At 61.9% G+C, this 26,439-nt stretch carries 27 protein-coding genes and 2 pseudogenes; 11 read left to right on the top strand and 18 right to left on the bottom strand.

Annotated features, from left to right (window positions below; all coding sequences use genetic code 11):
* Positions 1 to 254 (top strand): IS5/IS1182 family transposase (locus A3A9_RS0124905; protein ID WP_027061203.1); only part of this gene is annotated, 254 nt, incomplete at its 5' end.
* Positions 255 to 349: 95 nt separating this feature from the next.
* Here A3A9_RS0124905 and A3A9_RS0124900 read toward each other — a convergent pair.
* The gene (locus A3A9_RS0124900) at positions 350 to 1,246 is read right to left on the bottom strand and encodes a hypothetical protein (protein ID WP_152536174.1); all 897 of its coding nucleotides are present in this window, start codon (positions 1,244 to 1,246) and stop codon (positions 350 to 352) included.
* Between the two features lie 535 nt (positions 1,247 to 1,781).
* Here A3A9_RS0124900 and A3A9_RS0124895 point away from each other — a divergent pair.
* Positions 1,782 to 2,036, top strand: a complete 255-nt coding sequence (locus A3A9_RS0124895; protein ID WP_033838779.1) for a hypothetical protein — start codon at positions 1,782 to 1,784, stop codon at positions 2,034 to 2,036.
* A 457-nt stretch (positions 2,037 to 2,493) separates the two neighbouring features.
* Here the strand turns inward: A3A9_RS0124895 and A3A9_RS39410 are convergent, their stop codons facing one another.
* Positions 2,494 to 3,399, bottom strand: coding sequence for a LysR substrate-binding domain-containing protein (locus tag A3A9_RS39410; RefSeq protein ID WP_051371116.1), 906 nt, complete (start codon positions 3,397 to 3,399; stop codon positions 2,494 to 2,496).
* A gap of 95 nt (positions 3,400 to 3,494) precedes the next feature.
* Between A3A9_RS39410 and A3A9_RS0124880 the strand changes: the two genes are divergently transcribed.
* The 3 genes from A3A9_RS0124880 to A3A9_RS0124870 all read left to right on the top strand — a co-directional run bounded on the left by A3A9_RS0124880 (position 3,495) and on the right by A3A9_RS0124870 (position 6,685).
* Entirely contained in the window at positions 3,495 to 4,517 is a 1,023-nt protein-coding gene (locus A3A9_RS0124880; RefSeq protein WP_051371114.1) for an agmatine deiminase family protein, read from the top strand.
* A 151-nt stretch (positions 4,518 to 4,668) separates the two neighbouring features.
* Positions 4,669 to 5,559 carry an N-carbamoylputrescine amidase gene (gene aguB, locus A3A9_RS0124875; RefSeq protein ID WP_027061198.1) on the top strand — a complete coding sequence of 297 codons (891 nt, stop codon included), beginning with the start codon at positions 4,669 to 4,671 and terminating at the stop codon, positions 5,557 to 5,559.
* A 40-nt stretch (positions 5,560 to 5,599) separates the two neighbouring features.
* A complete protein-coding gene (locus A3A9_RS0124870; RefSeq protein WP_161634537.1) occupies positions 5,600 to 6,685 on the top strand; it encodes an extracellular solute-binding protein in 1,086 nt (361 codons plus the stop codon).
* Between the two features lie 719 nt (positions 6,686 to 7,404).
* Here A3A9_RS0124870 and A3A9_RS0124860 read toward each other — a convergent pair.
* The 4 genes from A3A9_RS0124860 to A3A9_RS0124845 form a co-directional block, all read right to left on the bottom strand.
* The gene (locus tag A3A9_RS0124860) at positions 7,405 to 7,803 is read right to left on the bottom strand and encodes a DUF6074 family protein (protein ID WP_245279115.1); all 399 of its coding nucleotides are present in this window, start codon (positions 7,801 to 7,803) and stop codon (positions 7,405 to 7,407) included.
* Positions 7,804 to 7,877: 74 nt separating this feature from the next.
* Entirely contained in the window at positions 7,878 to 8,174 is a 297-nt protein-coding gene (locus tag A3A9_RS0124855) for a DUF982 domain-containing protein (protein ID WP_027061195.1), read from the bottom strand.
* A 182-nt stretch (positions 8,175 to 8,356) separates the two neighbouring features.
* The gene (locus A3A9_RS0124850) at positions 8,357 to 8,596 is read right to left on the bottom strand and encodes a hypothetical protein (protein ID WP_033838778.1); all 240 of its coding nucleotides are present in this window, start codon (positions 8,594 to 8,596) and stop codon (positions 8,357 to 8,359) included.
* Between the two features lie 111 nt (positions 8,597 to 8,707).
* Positions 8,708 to 9,124: a hypothetical protein gene (locus A3A9_RS0124845; RefSeq protein WP_152536173.1), complete on the bottom strand. Its 417-nt coding sequence runs from the start codon at positions 9,122 to 9,124 to the stop codon at positions 8,708 to 8,710.
* 198 nt (positions 9,125 to 9,322) lie between these two features.
* On the opposite strand from A3A9_RS0124845, the gene map reads away from it, so the two are divergent.
* The gene (gene map / locus A3A9_RS0124840) at positions 9,323 to 10,150 is read left to right on the top strand and encodes a type I methionyl aminopeptidase (RefSeq protein ID WP_027061192.1); all 828 of its coding nucleotides are present in this window, start codon (positions 9,323 to 9,325) and stop codon (positions 10,148 to 10,150) included.
* 55 nt (positions 10,151 to 10,205) lie between these two features.
* Here map and A3A9_RS0124835 read toward each other — a convergent pair whose 3' ends face one another.
* Positions 10,206 to 11,174 (bottom strand): quinone oxidoreductase family protein, encoded by a 969-nt coding sequence (locus A3A9_RS0124835; protein ID WP_027061191.1) that lies wholly within the window; start codon positions 11,172 to 11,174, stop codon positions 10,206 to 10,208.
* Positions 11,175 to 11,271: 97 nt separating this feature from the next.
* Between A3A9_RS0124835 and A3A9_RS0124830 the strand changes: the two genes are divergently transcribed.
* Together A3A9_RS0124830 and radC are read left to right on the top strand one after the other, a co-directional pair.
* On the top strand, positions 11,272 to 12,114 hold the full coding sequence (locus A3A9_RS0124830) for a LysR family transcriptional regulator (RefSeq protein ID WP_051371113.1): 843 nt from the start codon (positions 11,272 to 11,274) through the stop codon (positions 12,112 to 12,114).
* Between the two features lie 179 nt (positions 12,115 to 12,293).
* On the top strand, positions 12,294 to 13,052 hold the full coding sequence (radC, locus tag A3A9_RS0124825; protein ID WP_027061189.1) for a RadC family protein: 759 nt from the start codon (positions 12,294 to 12,296) through the stop codon (positions 13,050 to 13,052).
* A gap of 38 nt (positions 13,053 to 13,090) precedes the next feature.
* Here radC and A3A9_RS39405 read toward each other — a convergent pair whose 3' ends face one another.
* The gene (locus tag A3A9_RS39405; protein WP_245279117.1) at positions 13,091 to 13,540 is read right to left on the bottom strand and encodes an SMP-30/gluconolactonase/LRE family protein; all 450 of its coding nucleotides are present in this window, start codon (positions 13,538 to 13,540) and stop codon (positions 13,091 to 13,093) included.
* Between the two features lie 638 nt (positions 13,541 to 14,178).
* On the opposite strand from A3A9_RS39405, the gene A3A9_RS44225 reads away from it, so the two are divergent.
* Positions 14,179 to 14,361, top strand: coding sequence for a hypothetical protein (locus tag A3A9_RS44225; protein WP_152536172.1), 183 nt, complete (start codon positions 14,179 to 14,181; stop codon positions 14,359 to 14,361).
* A gap of 37 nt (positions 14,362 to 14,398) precedes the next feature.
* Here the strand turns inward: A3A9_RS44225 and A3A9_RS42900 are convergent.
* A pseudogene (locus A3A9_RS42900) lies at positions 14,399 to 15,067 on the bottom strand (beta-ketoacyl-ACP synthase); the annotation flags it as partial.
* 398 nt (positions 15,068 to 15,465) lie between these two features.
* Here A3A9_RS42900 and A3A9_RS0124805 point away from each other — a divergent pair.
* Together A3A9_RS0124805 and A3A9_RS42895 are read left to right on the top strand one after the other, a co-directional pair.
* Entirely contained in the window at positions 15,466 to 15,780 is a 315-nt protein-coding gene (locus A3A9_RS0124805) for a helix-turn-helix domain-containing protein (protein WP_027061187.1), read from the top strand.
* 12 nt (positions 15,781 to 15,792) lie between these two features.
* Positions 15,793 to 16,215: pseudogene (locus tag A3A9_RS42895) on the top strand (integrase core domain-containing protein); the annotation flags it as partial.
* On the opposite strand, the gene A3A9_RS46530 reads toward A3A9_RS42895, so the two are convergent.
* The 9 genes from A3A9_RS46530 to A3A9_RS0124750 all read right to left on the bottom strand — a co-directional run bounded on the left by A3A9_RS46530 (position 16,180) and on the right by A3A9_RS0124750 (position 26,391).
* Complete coding sequence (locus A3A9_RS46530; protein WP_027061186.1) at positions 16,180 to 16,542, bottom strand: recombinase family protein; 363 nt, start codon at positions 16,540 to 16,542, stop codon at positions 16,180 to 16,182. The pseudogene A3A9_RS42895 and the gene A3A9_RS46530 sit on opposite strands and share 36 nt — an antisense overlap.
* A gap of 9 nt (positions 16,543 to 16,551) precedes the next feature.
* Positions 16,552 to 18,261, bottom strand: a complete 1,710-nt coding sequence (locus tag A3A9_RS0124790; protein ID WP_033838776.1) for a SulP family inorganic anion transporter — start codon at positions 18,259 to 18,261, stop codon at positions 16,552 to 16,554.
* A gap of 83 nt (positions 18,262 to 18,344) precedes the next feature.
* Positions 18,345 to 18,617, bottom strand: coding sequence for a helix-turn-helix domain-containing protein (locus A3A9_RS39395; RefSeq protein ID WP_033838789.1), 273 nt, complete (start codon positions 18,615 to 18,617; stop codon positions 18,345 to 18,347).
* Between the two features lie 505 nt (positions 18,618 to 19,122).
* Complete coding sequence (locus A3A9_RS0124775) at positions 19,123 to 20,001, bottom strand: SMP-30/gluconolactonase/LRE family protein (protein ID WP_027061184.1); 879 nt, start codon at positions 19,999 to 20,001, stop codon at positions 19,123 to 19,125.
* Positions 20,002 to 20,049: 48 nt separating this feature from the next.
* Positions 20,050 to 21,012, bottom strand: a complete 963-nt coding sequence (locus A3A9_RS0124770; RefSeq protein ID WP_027061183.1) for a 3-keto-5-aminohexanoate cleavage protein — start codon at positions 21,010 to 21,012, stop codon at positions 20,050 to 20,052.
* Positions 21,009 to 21,956 (bottom strand): 3-hydroxyacyl-CoA dehydrogenase, encoded by a 948-nt coding sequence (locus A3A9_RS0124765; protein ID WP_027061182.1) that lies wholly within the window; start codon positions 21,954 to 21,956, stop codon positions 21,009 to 21,011. The genes A3A9_RS0124770 and A3A9_RS0124765 overlap by 4 nt, the downstream gene beginning before the upstream one ends.
* A gap of 10 nt (positions 21,957 to 21,966) precedes the next feature.
* Complete coding sequence (locus A3A9_RS0124760; protein ID WP_027061181.1) at positions 21,967 to 22,773, bottom strand: SDR family oxidoreductase; 807 nt, start codon at positions 22,771 to 22,773, stop codon at positions 21,967 to 21,969.
* Between the two features lie 13 nt (positions 22,774 to 22,786).
* Positions 22,787 to 24,862 carry an ABC transporter permease subunit gene (locus A3A9_RS0124755; RefSeq protein ID WP_027061180.1) on the bottom strand — a complete coding sequence of 692 codons (2,076 nt, stop codon included), beginning with the start codon at positions 24,860 to 24,862 and terminating at the stop codon, positions 22,787 to 22,789.
* Entirely contained in the window at positions 24,859 to 26,391 is a 1,533-nt protein-coding gene (locus A3A9_RS0124750; RefSeq protein WP_027061179.1) for a sugar ABC transporter ATP-binding protein, read from the bottom strand. Before A3A9_RS0124750 ends, A3A9_RS0124755 begins: the two co-directional genes overlap by 4 nt.
* Between the last annotated feature and the right edge of the window lie 48 nt (positions 26,392 to 26,439).

The following is a 26,439-nucleotide window of genomic DNA, read 5'->3' as shown; positions in this document are numbered from 1 at the left end:
GGGATAAAGGCTACGACGCCGACTGGTTCCGCACGGCCCTGGCCAAGCGCGGCATAGTCGCCTGTATCCCGTCCAAAGCCAACCGCAATCTGCCGATCCCGCACGACACCTTGCTCTACAAAAGCCGCCATAAGATCGAGAACATGTTTGGCAGGCTCAAGGACTGGCGGCGCATCCACACACGCTATGACCGCTGCGCCCACACCTTCATGTCCGCGATCTGCATCGCTGCAACCGTAATCTTCTGGCTCTGATCAATGAGTCCTGAGCCTAGGTCGGGCCGATCGATCGACCACATGCGACACTCAAGACATGCTCCCGGCCTCCCCCGGATGAGGGCTGATCGCCCCTACCAAGGCCAAAGCATGCCGGGCAGCGAACGAATTGCTGTTCCGATCAGGCCAACGACTATGCCAGCAAAGATTAGTCGGTGAGACGTTGCAGTGTCTTTGTTTTCGGTCAAGACGTTCACAGGAAAGGCCCATTTGACGTAGCCGGTGAGGCACCGGTAAATCATGAGCGAGATTCCGCATCCGTACACGATTGCTGCCCAGCGATAGCCCGAATATGGGCCACCCACAGGAAGGTATAGGTCGACGGCTCGAGCGATCATGAAAAGTGAATATGGCAGCGCAATAAACCACAGGCCGAAATCGTAGATAAATTTTTGATGGATGAACGCGTACCACTTTCTACTTTTTAGCAGCTTGTCTCTGACAACGGTCTGAACTGCACGTATGTAGGTCAACTCGTCGGCGTATATCTCGACATTACTGTTGTTTACCGTAGGAGCAGATACGAGCGGATTGGGGTCCAAAATCGGCGGCTTGTCGAACGTCAGTAGCACGCTGAACCGATTGTTAGGCTCGTTGCCGTTGGCTTCTGGTCGGAAGGCTGTCGTATTCGTAAAAAAAATCGAGGCGATGGGACTAGGAAGTGTTTTTGCGTCAAAGATGGCTTCGGTATCGCCAAAGGCGGTCTCGTCGTCAAAACCAACGATGGAGACCGTCACCCGGAACGCCCTCTTCTTGAGAGCAATATTGTTCTCTTTAAACTCCTCTTCGGTAACGTCGACCGGCTTCTTGAGGGCGGCGATCATTCGATCACCCTCTCTGCTGTTTATGTTGTTAAACTCTCTGTATGCGGCCTTGATCCGCGAGAGATCGAACTGGCATCCTCGAATTGGAATTTGTTCACGCCACTGCGTAAGAGCGACGCCACTCTGTACCGATATTTCGTTCGCCATCTTACCCCCAAGATTTCGACCCACCACAATGTAGGTGACCATGCGGAAGTAGATTATCAAGAGACACAGAACAAACCGACAACAAAAATATTTAAGCGAACAGCCAATTTTACACCCAGCAGAGCTCTCGGCTTGCTTTCCGCCCTTTACCGCGCCGCCGCTTCGAGAGCCGAGCGAGGAGTGCCGTCGAAGCTCAAAACCAGTCGTTAACCATGCCGACACGGTGAATATTTTGTGACGAACCGATCAGGTTGCAGGGGGTTGTAGACGGGTCTGCAACAAAGAGGACCAGCCCAGCCATGCACCGTTTATCCGTCGTGACCGCCCTGTTGATCTCTTTCATGACGGCATACGGGATATGCGTTTGGGCATCCTCTGGCCACTCGGTCGATCTGTTCCAAGCTCAGGCGTCACCGTTGGAAATACGCGGCTCCGAATAGCTAAATCGTGCGAACAAGCGATTTCGGTGTCAGCAGTGCGAGTGTTTTCCGGATATCCGGAGTGAGCCGGCGTATCGTCCACAGTGGAGGCAAGAATGACTTTGATTCGCATAGCGCTCTTATGCGCTGCCATCACCGGCCTGGCGGGCGCGCTGGCCGTTCGCGCTGAAGACCAGCCCGCCCAGCCGAATGGCCAAGCCACGACGGAGCAGTCGCCGGCAATTCATTGCGAGGGGCAAAATTGCCTGCCTCCCGCCAAAGACCCCGTCCTCGACTGCAAGGGCCAGGATTGCACCCCGGCTCCGGCGACCGATCAGACGCCGGCTCCGGAGATCCAAAAGCTCAAGTAAATGGCATCAGCCAGCGTTTGAGGATCCGTCAAGGTCGGGAAAGCGGCACTGGCCTCCGATCAATTCGGAACCATCGGCGAAGGCTCTTCGCAGCGATAGACCATGCACTGACCGTCACTGGCCGGGACATAGTCAACCATCGGCACGTAAGGGGCATCGCACTCACTGCCGAATTGGCGGACATAGCGATCATAGGTGTTCGGTCCGGTGCTCAACACAGTGGCATGTTGGCTCTGAATGAGGGCCTGAGTCTGTGCACACGTCATCTTGTGCGTTTCAGGCCGAGCGTTGGCGAGATTTGTAGCGGCAATCACCATCGCTGCCGTGCAAAGCATAATCCTGCATGTGAGCATCGTGGCATCCTCGCAAAACCTGGTACCACCCAAATTCGCATCTTGTGACGCGGTTCCGCAAGGATCGTGCTGTCACGATGCAGCGAGCCAGGCCGCTATCGCCACTATTTTGGCACGGCCTGTGGAGGAACCACCGGCGCCTGTTCGCGCAGCCAATCCCAGGTCCCCAGCACATCGACATCCCGCAGCCGGTCTCGGGTGGAAATCGCGTACCATCCGCGCCCTGCATTAAGGACGTGTTCGTATGGCTGCAAGAGGGCTCCTGAGCCAAGTGCCTCGCCGGCCAAGGTCAGACTGCCCAGCGCCACGCCCTGGCCTTGCTCGGCGGCTGCGAGTGCCAGATCGCTGTCGCTGAAATTGGTGCCGTGCCAGGTGCCGTTCGGCTCGATGCCGACGCCGCGCAACCAGTCCGCCCAGCCGGTCGGGCGTTCATCGTGGATGAGCGGGGCGCCAAGCAAGTCGGCCGGGGTGCGCAGCGTGCGGCCCAGTTCCGCCGTTGCCACGGGTGACAGAAAATCCCGGGCGATCAGCAGGCTCTCGCAGCCTTCCGGAGGCGCATCCGCGTAGACGATTGCAAGGTCGAGTTCCATGGTTTCGAAATCGACGGGAGCGCTGCTCGTGTCGAGCCATGGCTCGCAGGCCGGCGCGACCGCCCGCAAGGCCGGCAGGCGATGCAGCAGCCAGCGTCGGCTGAAATCGCGCGGCGCATAGATCACCACGCTGCCGGGCTTTCGAAACGGCTCCAGCCGCCGGTACCCCTCCTCCATCATTTCGAGGCAGCGGCGCACGGTGCGCTGATAGTCGCGTCCGGCATCCGTCAGCCGCACTTCACGGCCGAAGCGCATGAACAGCGGCTGGCCGATATGGCCTTCGAGAAGGCGCATCTGGTGGCTGATCGCCGACTGGGAGAGGCCGAGCTCCTCAGCGGCACGGCTGAAACTTTCCAGCCGTGAAGCTGCCTCGAACCCCTTCAGGAACTGCGTTGGCGGAATGTGCCGGAACTTCACCATTCATGAATTCCATTCACCAGACTGAGGAATCCTTCTCAGTTGTACGGGCCTCGAAGCCGATTAACAATAAGTTCGATACATGAATGGAGAGTTTGATGAACGCCATCGAATGGCCGGCGCAGCATTTGAAGATCCGCCGTCCCGCGGAGTTCGAGCCGCATGCCAGGACATGGATGGCCTGGCCGCACCGTCAGGACATGTACGGCGCTACCTTGCCCGCAATGCAGAAGTCCTACGCCGATGTCGCCCATGCCGTCGCCCAGTTCGAACCTGTCACCATGGTGGCGCATCCCGACCATGCCGATGGCGCTCGTGCCCAGCTTGGAAGCGGGATCGAGGTGGTCGAAATTCCGATCGACGATTGCTGGATCCGCGATTCCGGTCCGACCTTCCTGAAACTGGCCGATGGAAGCCTCGCCGGCGTGTCCTGGCGCTTCAATGCCTGGGGCCGCAAGCACGAGCCCTATGACCAGGACAACGCGCTGGCCGAGCGGCTGCTCGCTCGCGAGGACGCGTCCATCCTGCGCTCCTTCCTGCATTGCGAGGGCGGCTCGCTGACCACTGACGGCCAAGGCACGCTGATCGCCACCGAAACCAGCCTGCTCCATTCCAACCGCAACCCCGGCATCTCGAAGGCCTGGGTGGAGAAGGAATTGTTGCGCATGCTTGGCCTCGAAAAAGTCGTATGGCTTCCCGGCGATCCGCTGGATCTGGAGACCGACGGCCATGTCGACGGCATGTGCTGCTTCGTCAAGCCCGGCGTGGTGATGTTCGAATACAATCCAGATCCTTCCGACCTGCACGGCCGCATCCTTGCCGACAATCTCGCCGCCCTTGCTGGCCAGACCGACGCGCACGGCCGCAACTTCGAAGTCATCCCCATCCCCGAGGCCTATGATGTCGAAGCGACGAGTGCAGTGTTTGCCCGCTCCTACATCAATTTTGCGCTCGCCAATGGCGGCGTCGTCATGCCGGATTTCGGGCGCCCTTCGGGCGAGGAAGCCAAGGCGGCCGTCGCCCTTGCCTTCCCAGATCGCCGCATCGTCACCGTCGATGTCGGCGCCGTCGTCCCGGCAGGCGGCGCCATCCACTGCATCACCCAGGAACAGCCGGTGTGATGCGGTGGACACGACGTCACGTCATCATGGCAACAGCAGGGTGCGCACTCATGCCTGAGATCGCAATCACGGCAGCCAGAAGCTGGATGACCCAGCCGAGCACGCCAGCAGCCCATCGCGGACCACACAACAGCAATCTCGGAGGTGAGCCATGCGCCAGTTGATCGCCGCCGCGGTCCAGATTTCCTGCACCGATGAGGTCGAAAGCAATCTCGACAAGCTCGAAATTCATGTCCGCGAAGCCGCAAGGCGCGGTGCCGGGCTTGTCGTGCTGCAGGAACTGTTCGAAGGCGTCTACTTCTGCATGGACCAGGATATCAGCCATAGCAGCCGCGCCCTCCCCCTCGACGGCCACAAGACCATCGCCCGCATGGCGGCGCTGGCGCGCGTAACGGGCGTCGTCCTGCCGGTTTCGCTGTTTGAGCGCGACGGGTCGCGGCTCTACAACACGCTGGTCATGATCGATGCCGACGGCGAAGTGCTCGGCCGCTACCGCAAGAGCCATATTCCAAACAGTCCGGGCTACTCCGAAAAACTCTATTTCGCCGATGGCGACACCGGCTTTCGCGTGTTCGACACCGCCGCCGGCAGGATCGGCGCCGGCATCTGCTGGGATCAGTGGTTTCCCGAAGCCGCCCGCGCCATGGTGCTGATGGGCGCCGAGGTGCTAATCTATCCGACGGCAATAGGCTCCGAGCCATCCTTTCGCGGCTGGGATTCGCGCGACCATTGGCAACGCGTCATGCAGGGCCATGCCGGCGCCAATCTGACCCCGGTCATCGCCGCCAACCGGGTCGGAGTCGAGAGGGGTGAGGCAAACGAGATCGTCTTCTACGGCTCATCCTTCATCGCCGATCATACCGGCGCAAAACTCGCCGAGGCCGACCGTGTCTCCGACAGCGTCATCACGGCGGCCCTCGATCTCGACGAGATCGCGGCCGCGAGGCGCAGCTGGGGCGTGTTCCGCGACCGGCGTCCTGATCTCTACGGCGTGCTGCTGGAGCCGACGCCGGAGCGCCTGCTTGCCAAAAATGCAGCCTGACTGAACAGCCCCGATCGGGGTCAACCCAAGGGAGAACATGATGAAACATTGGCTCGCGGTCGCCGCGGCATGCCTTTTTGCGACCTCGACCCAGGCCGAGGAAAAGGTCCTGCATCTCTATTCCTGGGAGTCCTATTTCGGGCCCGGCAGCATCGAAAAGTTCGAGGCCGAGACCGGCATCAAGGTCAGCTACGACATGTTCGATTCCAATGACATGGTCGAGACCAAACTGCTCACCGGCGGATCGGGCTACGACCTCGTCACCATCAATCTCGCGCCGCATCTGCAGCGTGAACTGCCGACCGGCGTCTGGGCGGCGCTCGACAAGAGCCGCCTATCCAACCTCGGCAATCTCGACCCGGCAGTCGCTGCCCGCCTCGACGAGGTCGACAAGGGTGGCGCGCATGGCGTGCCGTGGATGTGGGGAACCACCGGTGTTGGCTACAACGTCGAGAAGATCCGCGCGATCATGCCCGATGCCCCGGTCGACTCGCTGCGCATGCTTTTCGATCCTGAAATCGCCGCCAAATTCGCACCGTGCGGCATCACCATGCTCGACGACGCCGAGCAGGTGCTGGGCCTGGCGCTGATCTATCTCGGGCTGGGCCCGGACACCACCAATCCCGACGAATTGCAGAAAGCCGTGGACGTGGTCGCCAAGGTGCGCCCGTACGTGCGCAAATTCCACAGCTCGAGCTATATCAACGACCTCGCCGAGGGCGATGCCTGCCTGTCGCTCGGCTTTTCCGGCGACATGCACATCGCCGACATCAGGGCCAAGGAAGCCAAGCGCCCGTTCTCCATCACCTATCGCCTCTCGAAGGAAGGCAATCTGGTGTGGGCCGACATATTGGCGATACCGAGCGACGCCCCGCACCCGGAGGCCGCGCACGCCTTCATCGACTTTGTGCTGCGTCCCGAAATCGCCGCTTCCGCAGCCACGGACACCGGTTTTTCGACCGCGAACAGGGCAGCACTCGCGCTGCTCGACGAGACACTGCGCGCCGACCCCAACCTCTATCCCTCGGCTGAAGCGCAAAAGCACCTTCATCTGCCTAAAGCGCTCGACCAGAAAGCCCTCAGGATGTGGTCGAAGGCCTGGGACCATGCAAAGGGTCTCGAATAGCGAACATCCTGAGCGGACCGCGAGCCTAACCGCCGACCAGCGGCACGGTAACGGCCATGCGGAAGCTCGGTGTTTCTGCGCTCGTGCAAAACTACATGTTGCTGGCTGGCCGAGCCGGAGGCGATGGTCGATACACCGACGTCTGCCGCGGCGCACGTGGAATGTCGGCCAAGGATGCGCGGATCGGCTTAATGGACACCGGCAGTGTATCCGCACGGCGCTTCAGCAGCTTGGCTGACATCTTCTCAACGATATCTCGTATATCCATGGGCGCTCCTCCCGAGCAGCCCCCCACTGCTTCATTAGCAACGAAGCAATTTGTCCGCATTTAACTTTGATGTATCGAAGCGGGGCATTTGTCAGAGGTCCAGAACGCAAGTTCGACATGTTCGACATGAAGCATGCAACTGGCCGCACCATCATCGCGCGCGCTGCCACTTCACAGACTTAGCCCGTGTGCTCCAGCCATCCTGAAACAACACCAGACTCGGCTGCGCTCCACCAAATACGAGCCATCATCACCCCCCACTCGCACCAATGGGCACGAGTCATCCCTGCTGATGCAACCTAGCGGATTGCGGCTGCACTGAGCGCTCCCAAGAATAGAGATGATGTAAATTAGGTGCAGTGTTGCGACGCAAGCACAGGAAATCGCAGCAAAGGTCAACGTCTACGCGCTATTGGAGTAAACAGCGCGATACGATAGAGCAGTCCTTGCTTCAGGCGGAAAGAATTGGTGCCGTCTCAACGGCTATCCCAGCCGACAGCTCTCTCTGTACGGCCAGGAAAAACCTGCGTACTTCATCACTGGCTGTCGCTCTGTCCCTGCCCGACCCGACAACGAGGTCGAGCAGCTCCGCTGCTTTCGACCTCCAAAACGATGCTGCGGTCTCGCCATGCAGATTGTCGAGCTTGGCTGCAACTTCTCTGACCAAGAATGCCTGACGGTCGATCGGAAATGCACGGACTTTTTCTGGGGACATCTTCACAACCATGAACTGACGCAACGAATCAACCATTGCTGAACAAGCAATGGCGTAGCCTCTGATATGGAAACGGAAGCTTAACGCCGCTGTCGATGTGTCGTCGTCGAAGAAGATGCAGGCGATGATCCACACACGAGATCGTCATGTGCATTCAAGCCAATTTGGTTCAGAAGCGGAGTGGTTGATCGGGGTCGGCAAAGCGGCCCTCAGGCCTGCAGCGCCTTCGTCTCGCCGCTACGTTTGCCCGGCGCCATCATGTCGCTGGCCATCAGTCCGGTGACACGGCAGAACGCCATGAAGGCCCGGCAGGCATCCTCGGTCTTGACCACCTCCACGGTGGCGCCGAAACAGGCGTTGAAGGCTTTCTGATAGACCGGCCCTTGGCGACGCGCCGGCCAGTCCTGAAGAAAATCAAGCGCCTGCTCGACGCCGTAAATCTCCTCGACTGGCAGGCCGGGGGCTTGTGCGATGCGCACCGGCACCTCGAATTGCAATCTGTCCATCCTACATCTCCCGAACTGGCGTCGCCCAAGCAACGCCGTTCGTCGTCAAAAGTTGCTTGACCGGTTTGTGCCACGAAAATGTGTCGTCACTGCGGAAGCGGTGATTTTTTGCTGCAAATGGTTGAGGAAAGCCTGCCGGTACCAGGGGTAATCCGGCAGAACTTTCCGAGTTGGCAGCGCGATTACTGGTTGGCCGGGTCAGTTTCCGCGTCGAAGGCTATGCGCACTGCGGTCAGCAGAACATAGGCTGACGGCAAGGCGAACAGGGCACCAAGGACGAGCGCTCCGGCTCCCGACAGATAAAGCGTCTCGGCGATCGCCCAGTAGACGGTTCCGATACCGATGAAAGCCTGAACAGAGAGAAACGAAGCGGCTGAGGCCGCACGCGACAGGCTTTTGAATGTCTTGACACGTTGCTGCATTGCAATAATCCGGAAAATGACGCGCCGCGCCACCAATGCGCGGCTCTCGGCCGCCGCACAGATCGCGACGCGAATGACTTGGAAGGGTGTGAACGTGCGGTTCTGGACCGCTCAGGCATGCGTGGAAGGCGGTGCACGCGGCTGGTTGCTGCTTGCGCTGGGAGCGGAGACCGCCCCATAGCAGGCAACAGACACTGCCGGCGACGTCAGGTTGAGCCGAAGGAAAACAGCTTGCTGAGCCGGCAGGGCCGGATGGCCGCCGGCGAACTTGGCCAGCGCCGGCCGGGCGGCGCGAGCCTCTAGTGCTTGTGCCTTGTTGGTGACGCGCAGCAGCGCCGCGACCTCGCCCGACCGTTCCAGGCCGACGCTGGCACGCCCCTGTGCGGGATCCGCGAAGGCGGGCACATCAGGCCGGCCAAGGCACAGCATCGCAAGCAGCACTAGGCCCATCAGACATGAGCAGGCTGCCGTCAGCGGCGCTTCAAGCGATCTGGAGCGCTTGGGAAACGGAGGCAATTTCCAAAACATACCCCGCCCTAGCGCACGATGGCCGGAAAGGAAAGCAAGCCATGCAAAACCGGCAAGAGATCGCCCCGGCGAGACGAATATCCCGGCGGCTCGGACTGCATCAGGCAGTTCTTCCTTGAACCTTTTGCTCCCAAGTGCCAAATCTTATGCGGCATTCACGCCCGCACTCCCGCAGCGCCACCCTTCTACACGGAAAAAATGGTCACCTATCTCGACGCCGCCACGGCACCACTCCGAAACACCGGCCAGATCCGCCTCTATGGCGAGGACGGCTTTGCCGGCATGCGCAAGGCATGCGATCTCACCGCGCGTTGCCTGGACGAGTTGGTGCCGATGGTCGAGCCCGGTGTCAACACGGACGCGATCGACCGTTTCGTCTTCGAATTCGGCATGGACCACGGCGCACTGCCGGCGACGCTCAACTATCGCGGCTACACGAAATCGTCCTGCACCTCGATCAACCACGTCGTCTGCCACGGCATTCCCGACAACAAGCCGCTGAAGGATGGCGACATCGTCAACATCGACGTGACCTACATCCTTGACGGCTGGCATGGCGATTCCTCGCGCATGTATCCGGTCGGCACGATCAAGCGCGCCGCTGAACGCCTGCTCGAGGTCACCCATGAATGCCTGATGCGCGGCATCGCCGCGGTCAGGCCGGGCGCGCGCACCGGCGCTATCGGCGCCGCCATCCAGACCTTTGCCGAGGCGGAGCGCTGCTCGGTGGTGCGCGACTTCTGCGGCCACGGCGTCGGCCAGCTGTTCCACGACGCCCCCAACATCCTACACTATGGCAGCGCCAATGAAGGCGTCGAGATGCGGCCTGGCATGATCTTCACCATCGAGCCGATGATCAACCTCGGCCGGCCGCATGTGAAAGTGCTGTCGGATGGCTGGACGGCGGTGACGCGCGATCGCTCGCTGTCGGCCCAATACGAGCATACGATCGGCGTGACCGACACCGGCTGCGAGATTTTTACGCTATCGCCTGGCAATCTCGACCGCCCCGGCCTGCCGGCCTAGCACGCCCACGCCGCCAACAGGACGCGAAAGGCCACCAACCGGCGCTGGTGCCTACCTATGGAATAAGGAGCAGGCTTCCGGTGGTTCGTCCGGCTTCGAGCTCCACGTGGGCTCCTGCCGCATCGCCAAGCGCGAATTCGCCACCGACAGCCGCCGTGATATCGCGCTGAAAGGCATCGATCACGGCAGCCGCGGCTTCGGCGTAGAAAGCCTGGTTGCCGGTCGCGGCCATGATGCTCGGGTGGGCGAGAGCGCGATTGGGCCGCAACTGGTCGAGTGAAACCGGAGGGATCGGCCCAGCCGCCTGACCGAAGCTCACGGCAGTGCCGAATGGCCTTATGCATTGAATCGTCTTGGCAAGCATTGTGCCGCCAATGCCATCGTAGCCAACATCCACGCCACGACCATCCGTCAGCTCCATGACCTCCCTGACGAGATCGGCGTCACGACCGACGATGAGATGGTCGGCGCCGTGAGCGCGAGCGAGAGCGGCTTTTTCCTCGGAGCCGGCCGTGCCGATCACCGTTGCGCCCAGATATTTCGCCCAACGCACCAGAATAGCCCCAAGACCGCCCGCCGCCGCGTGGACCAGGATGGCGGTGCCCGGCTTCACAGCATAAACGCGGTTGAGCAGCATGTAGGCCGTCATGCCTTTCAGTGTCGATGCCGCCGCTGTGCGTGATCCGACCCCGGCCGGCAACCTGATCGCCCGCTCCGCCGGCAGCAGGCGGGTGGAACTGTAGGCGCCGACAGGGGCGCCGGCATAGGCGACGCGGTCGCCCGGGACAAGCGACGCGACCTCCGAGCCGACGGCCTCGACGGTTCCCGCCCCCTCGGCACCCAGCACGTGGGGATAGGAAGGCAGCGGGTAGATGCCCTTGCGATGGTAGATGTCGAGAAAATTGACGCCGATCGCCTCGTGGCGGATACGGATTTCCTTCGGACCGGGAGATTGCGGTGCACGTTCCGACACCTGCAACTGGTTGACACCTCCCGTGGCGGTCAGCGTAACGGCGATATCCATCCTCATTCTCCAATCTGATGCTTGGCGGATGAATGGCAGATGGCAAGCTGATTGAAAATTACCTATAATTTCCCAGACAATAGGAAAAAACGATCCGATGCCGGATTGGGAAGACTTGCGCCATTTCCATGCCCTTTCACGCCTGGGCACGCTCTCGGCGGCTGCCCGGGCACTGGGCGTGGAACATGCCACGGTGGCGAGACGAGTGGCGCATCTGGAAGAGAAGATCGGCGCCAAACTCGTCGACCGGCGCGGGCGCCGCCTTTCGCTTACCGCCAAGGGCCAACAGATCGCCGACATCGCGACGCGCATGAGCGAAGACGCGCTGATGATCGAGCGGGCGGCGCTGAATACCGAGAACCGGCACACAGGGACCGTCCGGGTAAGCGCCCCGCCTGCCCTGGCGACCGCGCTGCTGGCGGCGCGATTCGTTGGCCTCCGGCAAAGCCATCCAGGCATCAATGTCGTGGTCATCGGCGAGACGCGCTATGCCTCGCTTGGACGGCGGGAGGCCGATATCGCCGTGCGGATGGCACGGCCAGAACAGGGCGACCTGACCGTCACCAAGATCGGCGAGATCGGCTTCAGCCTCTATGCGGATCCCGCCTATCTGGCCGCGACGCGCGAAGCGGACTGGTCCTTCATAGGCTACGAGGAAACCATGGCCGCGTCGCCACAGGAACGGATGCTTGCGCAAATTGCCGGAACCCGTCCGGTCGCCATCCGCACCTCGGCGCTGGAATTTCAGCTGGCTGCTGTCAAGGCCGGCGGCGGCGTCGCGCTGCTGCCTGATTTCATGGCGGCGGATCTGAATTTGACCAGACTGCCTTTGCCGGGCGACCCGCTTATACGTGAACTCTGGTTGGTCGTGCACACGGATATCAAGGATGTGCCGCTGATCCGCGCGGTGATGGACGGGCTCGGCGGCAGGCTTGGATGAACGAGCTGACTGCCTGCGCGGCGGTTTACCCGGTCACACAATGCGAACGCATGTTCGCTGGTGGTCGCAGGGTTTTCGGTGGTCGCCAAAAAAACTCGACCGCCCCTGCCTGCCGGCCTAGTATTTCGCCGGGTTGGGCGGCAGCTTTGTCCGCGCGATTGGCTGGGGTGCGGGGGCATATGGAAGACACAGGCGACGACGAGCGGAGTTTCTTTTCAGAGGTCCCGGTGCGGCCAGCGGCGAAAGCCAGGCCGGCTCCAACTGAAAAGCCGCACTATCTCGGCCATCGCGACCGCTTGCGCGAGCGCTTTGCCGCAGCCGGCCCGGACGCCCTACCCGACTATGAACTTCTGGAGCTCTTGCTGTTCCGGCTGATCCCGCGCGCCGACACCAAGCCGGCCGCCAAGGCGTTGCTGGCGCGCTTCGGCACTTTGGCCGAAGTGCTTGGCGCGCCCGTTACCCTATTGCAGGAGGTTAAGGGCATCGGGCCGACGGTGGCGCTCGACCTGAAAATCGTCGCGGCGACCGCGCAGCGCATGGCGCACGGCGAAGTTCATGGCCGCGAGGTCCTGTCGTCCTGGACGCAGCTTCTCGCCTATTGCCGCTCGGCCATGGCCTTCGAGGCGCGCGAGCAGTTCCGCATCCTGTTCCTCGACAAGAAGAACACGCTGATCGCCGACGAGGTGCAGCAGACCGGCACTGTCGACCACACGCCGGTCTATCCCAGGGAAGTGGTCAAGCGCGCGCTCGAACTGTCGGCAACCGCGATCATCCTGGTCCACAACCACCCCTCAGGTGACCCGACGCCGTCGCGCGCCGACATCGAGATGACCAAGGAGATCATCGACGCGGGTAAACGGCTGGGCATCGGCGTGCACGACCACATCATCATCGGGCGCAAGGGATACGCCAGCATGAAGGGGCTGTTGCTGATCTGATCGGCACGGGTGTCAGTGCCGCCCCGTGGCACATCGAATTACCCGCCAAATCGCGGCTCCGGAACGCCGGTAACGCCGAGTCCAGAAATGGCGAAGAGGCTGCCACGCAGGACACCGTCACCGGGAAAGCGCGGCGGCGGCGGCTTGGCCATCGAGGTGACGTAGAGCGTGTCGAGCTCCGGCCCGCCGAACATCACGCTGGTGATCTTCTTTACCGGCATGTCGATGATGCGATCGACGCCGCCGTCCGGCGCATAGCGCACCAGGCGGCCGTCATAGACCAGCGCGTTCCACAGATAGCCCTCGGCATCGACGGTCGAGCCATCGGCAGCACCGCCCTTGCTTGTGTCGACGCGCACGAAAGTGCGGCGGTTGGTGGCGGTACCGGTGGCGATATCATAATCATAGGCCCAGATCTCGCCGGTCCAGGTATCGGCGAAGTAGAACGTGCGGTCGTCGGGGCTCCAGCACGGACCGTTGGAGCAGATGATGCGAACGCCATATACGGCCGCCGGCGCTCGCTATCGCGGCAGCATCTCTCTGGGAACAGCCGTAGACTTGTATTGCGGAATATCTGTTATGTAAGTCTATTTTACATAATAATATCAAACACTTAGTCAATTGCAATATCTATCATGTTAAACTGGACATACTTAGCGACCCGTTCCAGCGGGCAACCCTGGCGCACGAACCGAGACATATTTCTCCACCGGAGGCGGAGGCCTCGCCGGTTTTAGATGTATGACGTGATAACTGAGATCAACCCGCACGCCGTTGCGAACAAAACGGCCGACATGGCAGTCACGCCCATGGTCATGGCCAGCGCCGCACCTGCTCCCGCGATCAGCACTGCGGATACGGCGGCCCTGACAAGCATTTTGCCAAGTGGATCGGGTGCTGGTTCCGGCGCAAAAGGGTTCGGGGCCATGTTACTTCCTGACGCTGTCTTCTAACACGCCGGTGCCGTTGCCTCAAAGCAGCATTCGGGCGTTGCCGGTCTGACGCAGGCCGGCCCCATCGTCGGTGAGAACACCTCCATTGTCGATGGTCTACACATCCCTCATCGAAGGCGGATGAGCGCTCGGGCATTACAGTTACGAACAGAGCGATGCCAGAGGAGCTGGCAATGCTGAACAGGGTCATCAATGAGGGGTGCCGCGACAATCGTATCACCGACGCTCTGGATCGCGAACACTTCGCCCTGCGTGTTTACCACGTTCAACTTGGGCGAGAGATCGCCCGATGCCTTGAAAGCCGGATTGTCGCGCACGAACGCAGTCGTCCGCGCCGAGACGATCCGCCGAAATAACCTGACAATTACAATCCGCAGATGGCGCGGCAGCGTGCTAAGCGGCCGCATTGACCAGACACATGTTCTGGCCGCCAAATCCGATAGAACTCGACTGGACCGACGATACGCGGGCGGCGCGCTTTGTGTTGGGCACCACGTCGAGCACGATCGCAGGGTCGGGGTTGTCGCAGTTGATGGTTGGGGGGATCGTACCATTGCGGAGGTGAGCACCGAGAACACCGCTTCAATCGCATCGGAAATCGCATCGGACGCCGTTAGCGTGTGCCCGATCATCGACTTGCTGGAGGATACCGGAAGCGACGGCATGCGATCCCCGAAAACCGTCGACATGGCCAGATACTCCATCTTGTCATTCTCAGGAGTCGACGTACCGTGGGTGTTGACGTAGTCTATGGCCGTTGCCGCGATCCTCGCGTCAGTTAGGGCTGCACGCATAGCACCGATGGCAGGCGACGCATCCGGTTTTGATCGGGTGCGATGGAAATCATCTGCCTTTTCCCGCAACCTTGCATGATGGCGAGAACCCCAGCCGCTCGCCCCACCGCTGCGGCCAGTGGCTCCAAACCATTGCCCCTGCGCCTTCCGCCATGACAAAGCCGTCACGGTCCAGTGAAAACGGCTTGGCCGCCTTGTGGGGAGGATCGTTGTTGCCGGTTAGTGCCGAGAGCAGGGAAAAGCGCATCAGGGCTTCCGCCGAAACCGATCATCAGCACTTCACGACTGTTTTTGGATCAGCGGCCGAAGATCGCGTGCACATACGGCACCACGCTAACGCCGTCCCTGTCACACTCGCTTTGGAAACATCCACCTTGGCGGTAAATGAACGAACCGGTATCCTTGGCTTGCAGGATCTCGATATTGCCAAAATCAGAGTGGTATTTCGCTATCCATGCCATTTCAGCTGGGGCTCAGGGTTTCGCACGCGTGCCATTGCAGGCAATCAAGCCACCCGCCCGATTTTGCCGATAGGGCCAAATGACCAAGCGGAACTTACATCAAAATCAAAGTTTTATGCATCAGTTATTGACGATAGAACGCTTCAATATATGTTGCAACTTGCACACATGATGTCCAACATCTCACATCAAGAGGACCCGCCACGTGATCACGGCTCCCCAGCTACGCGCCGCCAGAGCGCTTCTCGGTATCGACCAGCGCAAGCTCGCGGACTTGTCCGGACTTTCCGTGCCAACGATCCAACGCATGGAGGCAAGCGAGTCCATGATAAGGGGCAATGTCGACTCGCTGATGAAGCTGATCGGCGCCCTGGAACTCGCCGGCGTCGAATTGATCGGCGATGGCATACCGAGTCAGGTTGGAGGTCGCGGTGTCAGGCTAAAGGCCGACTTCGATCCGGCGAAGCTCTCCGGCGACGCTACTGGCAGAGCCAACGCCGGTCTGGCGACAGTCACGTGATCCGCGCTGTCGCATGTCTGCATCGACGACGCGTTCCGCATCGCCTTTTCGCAGATCCTGCCCGACGAGAAAAAGGAAAGCGCCATCGCCTTTCTCAAGGCGGCGGTCGCCTATTACGCCAGGCTCGGCGTCACCATAGCCCGCGTCATGACCGACAACGGCTCCTGCTACAGATCGAAGGCCTCGCCAAGGCCTGCCGCGATCTCGGCCTCAAGCATGCCAGGACAAGGCGGCAAGGCCGAGCGCTTCATCCAGACGGCGCTGCGCGAATGGGCCTACGCCATTGCCTACCCCACATCAAATCATCGCGCCGCCGAACTGCCTGTCTGGCTGCACAGATACAATTGGCATCCCCCGCACAGCAGCTTAAATTCCAAACCACCTATCAGTTGCCTCGCCCTAACCGGGGACAACCTGTTGAGGCTCCACAACTAGGCGGTCAAATGCCGCAAATATCCTGGCGACGTGTTCCGGCAGGTATTCCCCCGTGTCAATCTCGTCGCCAAGTGAGACTAGGCCGGCATCAAGGATGGGCAGAGAGCCCAGGGCCATGCTTAGTTTGCCGGGCGTTGCGGCGAGCCTGGAAAGATCATCCACCACTATGACGTCGCCCGAGTTGATCGCGCCAAGCAATGACGTCGGGCGAGGTTGGTGGTTGGACCGTTCGACATAAACCCGATCGCATCCCGCTTTCAGTAAGCGTAAGATTTGTATAGCCCCGTCCTCGTCAGTTACATTCAGAAGGGCATACCCCAAGCGCATTGCGAAGTCCTAAGCTGGTAGATGCAACTTCCGCAGTTGCTGTTGCGCCTCGTCGAGGGTGTTGGTGAAGTCAACCTGCGGTGAAGCCACGCCGCGAAGATTCAAGGCCTGGATGACGCCGGGCGATGCGCCTGCAATGAAAAACCGTAGACCGGCCTTATGTGCCTTATGAACGGCACTTTCGATGATGTTGGCGGCTGTCGAATCCAGAAACGGCACCGCTGAAAAATCAAGGATGAGATTCTTCCGTTCACTTGAAATGCGGTCAAGTACGGCGCCTACGGCCGAGGCCGCACCGAAAAAGAAAGCCCCGGTGATCCGGTACACGACCGTGTCCGGATCCGTAGCTGTGGCAACGTCGTAAGGCGGACGGTCATCGACGTCATCGGCCATGTCCTCAGGCACGAGGGGGGCGTGCTGCTCGATGCCGGTCGCTTGTGACATCCGATGGATGAACAGCAGCGCACCGAGGGCGAAGCCCACCACAATCGCTTCCGAAAGGCTCCGGAACACGGTGAGGCCGAACGTCGCTAGCAGGACCACGGCATCGCCCCACGAGGTCCGCACGAGCGTTGCGAACTCGTGCTTTTCCGCCATGCCCCATGACACTATGGCGAGCACCCCTGCAAGGCCGGCCAAAGGAATGAAGCTCGCGAGCGGGGCTGCCACCAACATGAACAGGAGGATGAAGCCTGCGTGGAATACCCCCGCCAAGGGGCTCCGAGCCCCGGCCCGCACATTGGTGGCGGTGCGGGCGACCGTGCCAGTGGCACAGATGCCCCCAAATATCGCAGACGCGATGTTCGCCATGCCTTGGGCGACAAGTTCCATGTTGGAACGATGGCGACGCCCTGTCATGCCGTCTGCCACGATGGCCGACAGCAGCGATTCAATAGCGCCAAGGAGAGCGAACGAAAGGGCGTCGGGTAATACTGCCAATGCCTTATCGAGCGAAAGAGGTGGCAGGGAAGGCCGAGGCAGGGAACTGGGTATGCCTCCAAAGCGCGTGCCGATGGTTTCGACAGGGAGCTTAAGCACGACAACCAGGACGGAGCCAACGACAACCGCGATCAGGATCGCAGGCCAGTTTGGCCTCACACGCCTGACACCGACAACGAGGCCGATGGTGATCAGCGCTACAGCGACAGCCGCAGGGTTGATAGTCGAAATGGCTGCGGAAAGCACCTGAAGCTTGGAGACAAAGTCCGCCGGCTCCTTGACGGTTAGTGTCAGGCCCAGAAGGTCGTGCACCTGGCCGGCAAAGAGGATCACAGCAATACCGGAAATGAAGCCTACGGTAACCGGGAAAGGAATGAATTTGATGTAGCTGCCGAGGCGCAGGAATCCCAACAACATCAGGAAGATGCCCGCCATGAGGGTGGCCAGCAGCAGCCCGTCGAAGCCATGGTTGGCGATCGTGGTGGCGACGACCACGGTGAACGCTGCTGCCGGGCCGCCGATCTGGAACCGGCTCCCGCCAAAAAGTGAGATCAGGCAGCCGCCCACCACCGCAGTAAACAAACCGCGCTCCGGCGTCGTGCCGGAGGCTATGGCAATCGCCATCGATAGCGGCAGGGCGACAATGGCGACGGTCAGTCCGGCCAGAAGATCCGCGCGGAGGCTGGCGACACCATACCCCTCGCGCAGGACAGTGATGATTTTCGGAGTGAAAAGCTCGACGAACGTCGGTTGGGACGGACGCGAGACGGGTGGGGTCATATCCAAAGCATGAGCCTTCCTGAGTTGAAGGCGGCGGGATCGTCGGCGGGAGGGTCGGCGGTCACCGTCGCGATGACGGTTGTTCAATGTGCCTTACCAAGAAGCATGTCGGTGTGACGCAGCCGGACGCCACGCCCTCCCCGGTCACTGCGTTCGGAATCGTTGATGAAATCCACCCCCACGCTGTTGAGCGCGTGGACGACCTTGGTCAGAGAATCAACTACCCCGCGCACGTTGCCATCGCTCGCTTCCATCCGCTGGATGGTAGCGATCGACACGCCCGACAACTCGGCCAGTTTGATCTGGTCGATGGCAAGCAGTGCCCGGGCGGCCCGCATTTGAGCAGAAGTGATCACGCTATCCCTTTCCAACATGCAATTGAGCCATCTGAAAATTGTATAGTGATGTTTAAACCAGCAGTCAAGATATGTGAAACACGATAAATTGCATGTGGCGATTGATCCATTGGGGAATCAGGCGGCTTGCGCATGCGAGGGTGACCTGCACCTCGGCAAGTCACCCTCGCCAGCATTGCATTCGTCGCCTGGGACGTAGGAGATGACGGAGCTTCGATGGCGCGAGGCCATCTCGGATCTGACTCTACCGCGCGCTTCGAGCGCCTGCGCCATCAACAGGTCAGCCTCGGCCTCGGCAAGCGACAGTTCGGCGTCGGTTCTCTGTGGCGTCAGAAAGATGTCGTTACGTTGTCATGCCGCAAGCGCGCGGCCCTTGCAAACGTAGGGACAGCAATCGAAAGGTAGCCAATCAAGATGCCGCCAGGCTTTCGCCGGCGGCATCGCTGGTTCCTGGATGCGGAGAGCGGTAGCCTCGCCGCCGGCAAAGGCCATCGAGCGCCAACCCTCAGCCGCCAAATCGCGGCTCCGGAACACCCGTCACCCCCAGGCCAGTGATGGCGAAGAGGCTGCCACGCAGGACACCGTCGCCGGGAAAGCGCGGCAGCGGCGGCTTGGCCATCGACGTGACATAGAGCGTGTCGAGCTTTGGCCCGCCGAACATCACGCTGGTGATCTTCTTTACCGGCATGTCGATGATGCGATCGACGCCGCCGTCAGGCGCATAGCGCACCAGGCGGCCGTCATAGACCAGCGCGTTCCACAGATAGCCCTCGGCATCGACGGTCGAGCCATCGGCAGCACCGCCCTTGCTTGTATCGACGCGCACGAAAGTGCGGCGGTTGGTGGCCGCTCCGGTGGCGATGTCGTAGTCGTAGGCCCAGATCTCGCCAGTCCAGGTATCGGCGAAGTAGAACGTGCGGTCGTCAGGGCTCCAGCACGGACCGTTGGAGCAGATGATGCCGGAATCGATCCTGGTGACGGAGAAATCCGGATCGAGCCGGTAGAGCCCGCCGGAAGGCCCCTCCTCCATCGTGTCCATCGAGCCGGCAAAGAAACGGCCACGCCGGTCGACCTTGCCGTCATTGAGGCGGTTCAGCGGCCTGTCCGGCTCCGGATCATGGATAAGCGTCACATCGCCAGTGGCGAAATCGAGCAGATGGAAGCCACGCTGCAGCGAGACGACCGCGCCGCTACCATCCCTACGCAGCGCCATCGAGCCGATCTTCATCGGCACGTCCCAGGAGCGGATTTCGCGCCCGTCGGCGGTCGCGCGGAACACCCGCCCGTCGAAACTGTCGATCCAGTACAGGCGCTCCTGTTCGACGTCCCAAAGCGGGCCTTCGCCAAGTGTCGTCTTCACGTCCACCACGACTTCGATCTTCATGCCATCCTCCTGTGTATTGGCATCCCGTGCAGCGATTATTGGGCCGCCTCAGAAGGCGACCTTGTCGCCGCCCTTCAGGGACAGGATTTCGCGCGCCTCGTCCGGCGTCGCCACCTCCAGACCAAGCCCTTCGATGATCTTGCGCGCCAGCAGGACCTGCTCCGCGTTCGACTTGGCAAGCTTGCCCTTGCCGGCCCACAGGCTGTCCTCCAGCCCGACGCGGATGTTGCCGCCGAGCGCTGCAGACTGCGCGGCGATGCGCAACTGGCTGGCGCCTGCGCCGAGCACCGACCAGCGGAACTGGTCGCCGAACAGCCGGTCTGCGGTGCGCTTCATATGGGCGACGTCTTCGGGATGGGTGCCGATGCCGCCGAGCAGGCCGAATACCGACTGCACGAAGAACGGCGGCTTCACCAGCCCGCGGCCGGCGAAATGGGCGAGGTTGTAGAGATGCGCAATGTCATAGCACTCGAACTCGAAGCGCGTGCCATTGTCGTAGCAGGTCGCCAGAATGTACTCGATGTCCTTGAACGAATTGCGGAAAACGAGGTCGCGTGTCGCCTCCAGATGCGGCTTTTCCCAATCAAACTTGAAGGTCTCGTATTTGTCGGCGAGGTGGTAGAGCCCGAAATTGATCGAGCCCATGTTGAGCGAGGCGACCTCAGGCTTGAACTGCGCGGCCGGCCGCACGCGCTCCTCGACCTTCATATAAGGGCTGCCGCCGGTGGTGATGTTGATGGCGGCATTGGTGCCTTGCTTGACGCGCGGCAGGAAGCGGGCGAAGGCCTCCGGCGTCTGGTCGGGCTTGCCGGTTTCCGGGTCTCGCGCATGAAGATGCAGGATCGCGGCACCGGCCTCCGCCGCGGCGATCGCCTCCGAAGCGATCTGATCCGGCGTGATCGGCAGATAGGGCGACATGGTCGGCGTGTGGATCGCGCCTGTCACCGCGCAGGTGATGATGACCTTGTCCCTGGCTGCCGTTGCGCCGGGCTTGCGGCTGGTTTCTGTCATTGTCCGAACTCCTGATCCGATTTCTTCTTGTGTGCCGCCAGCGCCATCAGCCGGCGATCCCGCCAGACCTGCCGGTCGCCCAGATTCTTCCTCGGCAAGCGCTTGCTGCGCTCGGCCTCGACGGTTGCAATGACCTCGCCCGCCCAGTCGACCCGGCGCAGCATCTGCGGGAAGATGTTGGAATAGATGCCCTGGTAGCGCTCGACATAGTCGCGCACGCCGCCGGGTGCATTGAGGTCTATGGTCTCGAACGGACCCATGAAGGACCAGCGCAGCGCCAGCCCGTCGCGAATGCCGATATCGACATCCTCGACACTGGCGTAGCCGTCGGCGACAAGCCGGAAAGCTTCCTCCAGCAGCGCCCCTTGCAGGCGATTCATGATGAAGCCGTCGAGCTCTCGCTTCATCACCAATGGCGCATGGCCCGCATCGATGAGGAAGGCGCGGGTCCTTTCCAGCGTCTCGGCGGAGGTCCACGGCGCAGGCACCACCTCAGCCGCCGGAATGAGATAGGGCGGGTTGATCGGATGCACGACCAGGCAGCGGTGCCGCCCTTGCAGATGGTCGGTGAATTTCGACGGTAACAGCGCCGAGGTGGAACTGGCGATGACCGTTTGCGGGCCGGCAAGCCTATCGATGAGGGAAAATACCTCCCGCTTCACATCGAGGTTCTCAGGCGTGTTCTCCTGAACATGGGCTGCGTCGGCCAGCGCCTCCCTTAGCTCGCCGACGATGGCGATGCGGCCAAGCACGGTGTCGACGGACTGCCCGCGCAGCAGATCGTTCGCGGCAAGATCGCCCAGTACGCCTTCTATGTAGTCGCGCGCGCCACCTGTCGCGGCGGGCGACTGGTCCCACATCCGCACATCATGGCCGGCTCGGGCGAAGCTGATCGCCCAGGCCCGCCCGATGAAACCGCTTCCGACAATCGCGACATTGGCCATGGATTGGTCCTCAAAGTGTTTCGACGTTGCCGTCGACGCCGAGCGACTGGCCTGAAATGTTGATGCCTGCATCTGACAGCAGGAACGCCACCATCGAGGCCACGTCATAAGGGCTGGTCATGCGGCGCAGCGAGATGTTCTGCAGATAGCGCCCGGTCATCTCCTCGTGGCTGATGCCGACCTGTTTGGCACGCGCCGAGATCACGCCTTCGATGCGCGGTCCCTCGATGATGCCGGGCAGGATGGCATTGACCCTGATGCCGTGCGGCCCAAGCTCCTTGGCGAGGCTCTGCGTGAAACCGATGACGCCGAACTTGGCCGCCGAATAGGGCGTGCGGAACGCGTAACCATGGCGGCCGGCCGCCGATGACATCGACACGATCGAGCCGCCCCCCGCCGCCTTGATCAGCGGCACAGCACGCCGTGCGCACAGGAACTGGCCGGTCAGACAGATGTCGATGCAGCGCCGCCAGTCGTCCGGCTCGATCTCGTCGACACCGCCGGTCGGCCCGGCAATGCCGGCATTGTTGATCAGCGCGTCGAGTCCGCCAAGTTCTTTCTCGACCGCCTCAAACAGCCGGTCGACGTCATCGTCGCGCGAGACATCCGCCTTGACCGCTGCAACCAGGTCGATCTTGCCGGGAGCCGCGGCCAGCGCCTCGTCGGAGACGTCGCAGACGACAATGCGTGCGCCGAGCCGCGACAGCGTGTCGGCGATGGCGAAGCCGATGCCACCGGCACCTGCCGTCACCAGCACGCGCTGTCCTCTCAGCCCGGCCAGAAATTCATCCGCCGATACGGGTGCCTTTGCGCTCATCGTCCTGTCCTTTTCATTGCAGCCGCCGTTCGCGCAGCGCCATGACGGCACCCAGAACGACCAGCCCATAAAGAATTGCCCTGGTGGCGTAGGGAAGCGTGGTGCCGGCCAGCAGCATCTGCAGCGCCGTCAAAAGCAGCACGCCGCCGAGCATGCCGAGATAGTGGCCACGCCCACCTGTGATCAGTGCGCCGCCGACAACGACGACCGCAATCGACGGCAAGAGATAATCATCGCCCATGCCAAGGCTTGCCTGGCCGGAAAAGCCGGTCAGCATGATGCCGACAACAGCGGCACAAACGGCCGATAGCATGTAGACCAGGATCAGCGTGCGCTCGACGCCAATGCCGGACAGGCGCGCCGCGCGCATGCCATTGCCGATGCCATAGACCCGGCGGCCGAACGGCGTGCGTCCAAGCAGCAGCACAGCCCCGACGACGAAGACGAGCATCAGCAGGACGATCGGTGTCACGAATCCGAGCTTGGCCGTCATGAACCAGCGCAGCATCGGCGAGGAGAAACCGGCCGGCGTTCCCTGCGAATAGATGAGCGCGAAGCCCTGCAGGATGCCGTTGGTGGCAAGCGTCATGACGATCGGCGAGATGCCGAGATAGGCGATGCCGAAGCCATTGGCGAAACCGATAGCGCAAGCCATCACCAGCACGACCGGCAGAGCGTAGAGGAGCGCCGGGTCGGAGCCATTGACCATGCCGGCGAGGATGATGCCGGAAATGCCGATCGTCCACGGCACGGAAAGATCGAGCCCGCCGGTCAGGATGACCGTTCCCTGCCCCAGCGCCAGCACGGCAAGGAAGGATGACAGCACCAGCAGCGAATTCCAGTAACCCGGATTGAGGATGGCGCGGCCGAGCCAGATCTGGGTGACGACCACGATGATGAGCAGGCAGACATAGGCGGGCAGCGCATAGCGCAACGTCTCGGCGTTGCGCAGGCGGAACGCCGGGCGTGGCGATGCCGGACCACGCTGGCCCTGCGTGGGCCCGGTGATCTTCAGCCGCCGGTCGATCGGCTCGAGCTGCGAAGGCAAGATGCCGGCGCGCCAGGCGGCGAGCCGGGCGCGGGCCGCACGCAGTTGCACGGCAAGCACCGATGCGTGCGACAAGGAACCAGCAAGGGCCGCCAGCACGAGAATGGTGCCTTCGGCGATGGTCGCATAGTAAGCCGACACATTGAGCACCAGCAGGATGTTCACCACCATCATCAGGATAAAGGCGCCGAAGACGCTGCCTACCGGACCGCCCTGCCCGCCGCCAAGGCGCGTGCCGCCGACAACGACCGCCGCGAACATCGACAGCAGCAGCGGATTGCCGACCAGCGGATCGCCGCTGCCGGTCTGCGCGCTGATGAACACCCCGGCAAGGCCGTAACAGCCGCCGGCGATGACATAGACGGCAAAGCGTACCAGCACGACATTAATGCCGACGGCAGCGGCCGAATCCGGATCGCTGCCAACCGCATAGAGTGCGGTGCCGAAACGGGTTCCCTTCAGCCAGAACCAGGCGAGCAGGACAACGCCGATCACCACCAGCGGCATCGGCAGCCAGCCGGTGATCGCGTCACCCAGATAGAAGGTGCCTAGATCGGGCGAGACGAAGCCGCCGGGCTTGTCCATGACCAGCAGCGTCACGCCTTGCAGGATAAACATGGTGGACAGCGTCACCACGATCGGCTGCATGCGCAGCACCGCGATGAAGAAGCCGTTGAAGGCGCCCACCGCCATGCCGACGCCGATGCCGATCGCCGTCCACAACAGGATGCTGGCGCCTGGTGCCATCGGGTCCATGCTCGATGCCAGCACCGCATTGACCAGCGATATCATCGCGCCGGCGGACAGGTCGAAGCCGCCTGACAGGATGACGATGGTCTGGCCAATCGCCGCCAGCGCGGAGGTCGCGCCGCCGCTGGACAGGAACGACACGTCGAAATAGGTCAGCGGCCCGGCGCTGATCCCATCGACGATGAAAAGCAGGATCGCCAGCACAGCCGCGGCGATCAGCGCACCGCGATTGCGCATCAGCGCGCGGCGCAACCCGAAACCAGCGGAAGCAGGAGGTGAAACGCTGCTCATGCGGCGGCTTCCCCGGCATGGCCGAGCGCCGGCCGCATGATGGCGGGCTCGGTGATGGCGTCGCCTTCGAGCTCGGCCGCGATGCGCCCATCATAGAGAACCAGGACACGGTCGCATTGGTGGACGAGTTCGGGAATCTCGGTCGAATGCAGCAGGATGGAGCCGCCTGCGGCGACGTAGTTTCGCATCATCACATAGAGTTCATGCTTGGTGCCGACATCGATGCCGCGTGTGGGATCGAACAGAAGCAGGATGCGGCTCTGCGCCACGAGCCATTTGGCAATGGCGATCTTCTGCTGGTTGCCCCCCGAAAACGCCCCGGCCCGCGTCCACAGCGCGCGGCGGTCGACCTCGACGGTGGCGAATGCTTCCTCGACCGAGCGGGTCTCGGCCGCCGCGTCGACAAGGCCGAACCGCGTGAAGCGCGACACTACCGGCAAAGTGGCGTTCTGGCTGCCCGACAGTTTCAGGAACAGGCCCTCGGATTTGCGGTCCTCGGGCACCAGGCCGATGGCCATGTTGGGTCGCAAGGCGTCAGCCGGAGAGCCGAGCCAGACCTTGCGGCCATCGACCAGGACGTCGCCACGGGTGATCTCGGCCATGCCGAAGCAGGCCAGGAACAGATCCTGCTGGCCCATCCCCTGCAGTCCGGCAATGCCGAGGATCTCGCCCCGGCGCAGGTCGAAGTTCGCGCCGTCCAGCTTGCGCCCGACCTTGAGGTTGCGCACGCCGAGGACCGGCGAACCGAAGGCCTGGGCGCTATCGGGCTTGGGCGGAAAGGTCTGCTCGATGCTGCGGCCGATGATCTTTTCGATGACGTCGCCATCGGTGACATCGGCAACCGGCGCGGTGACGATGTGGCGGCCGTTCCGCAGGATCGTCAGCGTGTCGCAAAAGGCGCGCACCTCGCGCATGCGATGGGTGATGAAGACGATGGTCGTGCCCACAGCCTTCAGTCTGGCGATGATGTCGCCCAGCCACTCGACGTCGCGGCCGGCGAGCGTCGAGGTCGGCTCGTCGAGCAAAAGGATGCGCGGTTTGCGATAGACGGCGCGCGCGATCTCGATCTTCTGGCGCACCGAAAGCTCGAGCTCGCCGACCTCGGCATCGAGATCGACGGAAAAGCCGAGCTCGTCGATATGGCGGCGGACAGTTTTGCGGGCGGCACCGCGGCGGATCAGGCCGGAGATGCCGACGGGAGCATAGGGCAAAAGCATGTTGTCGAGGACCGAGAGGTCGCGCACAAGGGTCATCTCCTGGAACGCCGTCTGCACGCCCAGAGCATGTGCCGTGCGCGGCGCGCCGTAGCCGATCTCCTTGCCGAAGACCCTGATATGGCCGCTACTCGGCCGCACCAGTCCAGACAACAATTTCACCAGCGTCGACTTGCCGGCGCCATTCTCCCCCAGCAGCGCATGGACGCTGCCGGGCGCGATGCGGAACGACACGCTGTCCAGCGCGACCGTCGGGCCGAACGCCTTGCCGATGCCGTCGATCTCGATGGCGGGAAGCGCGGAGTGTTCTGTCATATCCTCGATCGCCAGGCTGCACAGTTTTGGACGCCACGCATTGGCGCG

Origin of the sequence: Mesorhizobium loti CJ3sym, from assembly GCF_000472785.1 — a bacterium.
Lineage (GTDB): Bacteria > Pseudomonadota > Alphaproteobacteria > Rhizobiales > Rhizobiaceae > Mesorhizobium > Mesorhizobium loti_E.
The sequence above is the reverse complement of the archived record's forward strand: the minus strand, read 5'-3'. Positions and strand labels throughout refer to the sequence as shown.

Excerpts from the sequence above, each read along its gene's own strand:
- A3A9_RS0124900 (WP_152536174.1), bottom strand. The coding sequence starts at position 1,246 with ATGGCGAACGAAATATCGGTACAGAGTGGCGTCGCTCTTACGCAGTGG.
- A3A9_RS0124895 (WP_033838779.1), top strand. The coding sequence starts at position 1,782 with ATGACTTTGATTCGCATAGCGCTCTTATGCGCTGCCATCACCGGCCTG.
- A3A9_RS39410 (WP_051371116.1), bottom strand. The coding sequence starts at position 3,399 with ATGGTGAAGTTCCGGCACATTCCGCCAACGCAGTTCCTGAAGGGGTTC.
- A3A9_RS0124880 (WP_051371114.1), top strand. The coding sequence starts at position 3,495 with ATGAACGCCATCGAATGGCCGGCGCAGCATTTGAAGATCCGCCGTCCC.
- aguB (WP_027061198.1), top strand. The coding sequence starts at position 4,669 with ATGCGCCAGTTGATCGCCGCCGCGGTCCAGATTTCCTGCACCGATGAG.
- A3A9_RS0124870 (WP_161634537.1), top strand. The coding sequence starts at position 5,600 with ATGAAACATTGGCTCGCGGTCGCCGCGGCATGCCTTTTTGCGACCTCG.
- A3A9_RS0124855 (WP_027061195.1), bottom strand. The coding sequence starts at position 8,174 with ATGGACAGATTGCAATTCGAGGTGCCGGTGCGCATCGCACAAGCCCCC.
- A3A9_RS0124850 (WP_033838778.1), bottom strand. The coding sequence starts at position 8,596 with ATGCAGCAACGTGTCAAGACATTCAAAAGCCTGTCGCGTGCGGCCTCA.
- A3A9_RS0124845 (WP_152536173.1), bottom strand. The coding sequence starts at position 9,124 with ATGTTTTGGAAATTGCCTCCGTTTCCCAAGCGCTCCAGATCGCTTGAA.
- map (WP_027061192.1), top strand. The coding sequence starts at position 9,323 with ATGGTCACCTATCTCGACGCCGCCACGGCACCACTCCGAAACACCGGC.
- A3A9_RS0124835 (WP_027061191.1), bottom strand. The coding sequence starts at position 11,174 with ATGGATATCGCCGTTACGCTGACCGCCACGGGAGGTGTCAACCAGTTG.
- A3A9_RS0124830 (WP_051371113.1), top strand. The coding sequence starts at position 11,272 with ATGCCGGATTGGGAAGACTTGCGCCATTTCCATGCCCTTTCACGCCTG.
- radC (WP_027061189.1), top strand. The coding sequence starts at position 12,294 with ATGGAAGACACAGGCGACGACGAGCGGAGTTTCTTTTCAGAGGTCCCG.
- A3A9_RS44225 (WP_152536172.1), top strand. The coding sequence starts at position 14,179 with ATGCTGAACAGGGTCATCAATGAGGGGTGCCGCGACAATCGTATCACC.
- A3A9_RS46530 (WP_027061186.1), bottom strand. The coding sequence starts at position 16,542 with ATGCGCTTGGGGTATGCCCTTCTGAATGTAACTGACGAGGACGGGGCT.
- A3A9_RS0124790 (WP_033838776.1), bottom strand. The coding sequence starts at position 18,261 with ATGACCCCACCCGTCTCGCGTCCGTCCCAACCGACGTTCGTCGAGCTT.
- A3A9_RS0124775 (WP_027061184.1), bottom strand. The coding sequence starts at position 20,001 with ATGAAGATCGAAGTCGTGGTGGACGTGAAGACGACACTTGGCGAAGGC.
- A3A9_RS0124770 (WP_027061183.1), bottom strand. The coding sequence starts at position 21,012 with ATGACAGAAACCAGCCGCAAGCCCGGCGCAACGGCAGCCAGGGACAAG.
- A3A9_RS0124765 (WP_027061182.1), bottom strand. The coding sequence starts at position 21,956 with ATGGCCAATGTCGCGATTGTCGGAAGCGGTTTCATCGGGCGGGCCTGG.
- A3A9_RS0124760 (WP_027061181.1), bottom strand. The coding sequence starts at position 22,773 with ATGAGCGCAAAGGCACCCGTATCGGCGGATGAATTTCTGGCCGGGCTG.
- A3A9_RS0124755 (WP_027061180.1), bottom strand. The coding sequence starts at position 24,862 with ATGAGCAGCGTTTCACCTCCTGCTTCCGCTGGTTTCGGGTTGCGCCGC.
- A3A9_RS0124750 (WP_027061179.1), bottom strand. The coding sequence starts at position 26,391 with ATGACAGAACACTCCGCGCTTCCCGCCATCGAGATCGACGGCATCGGC.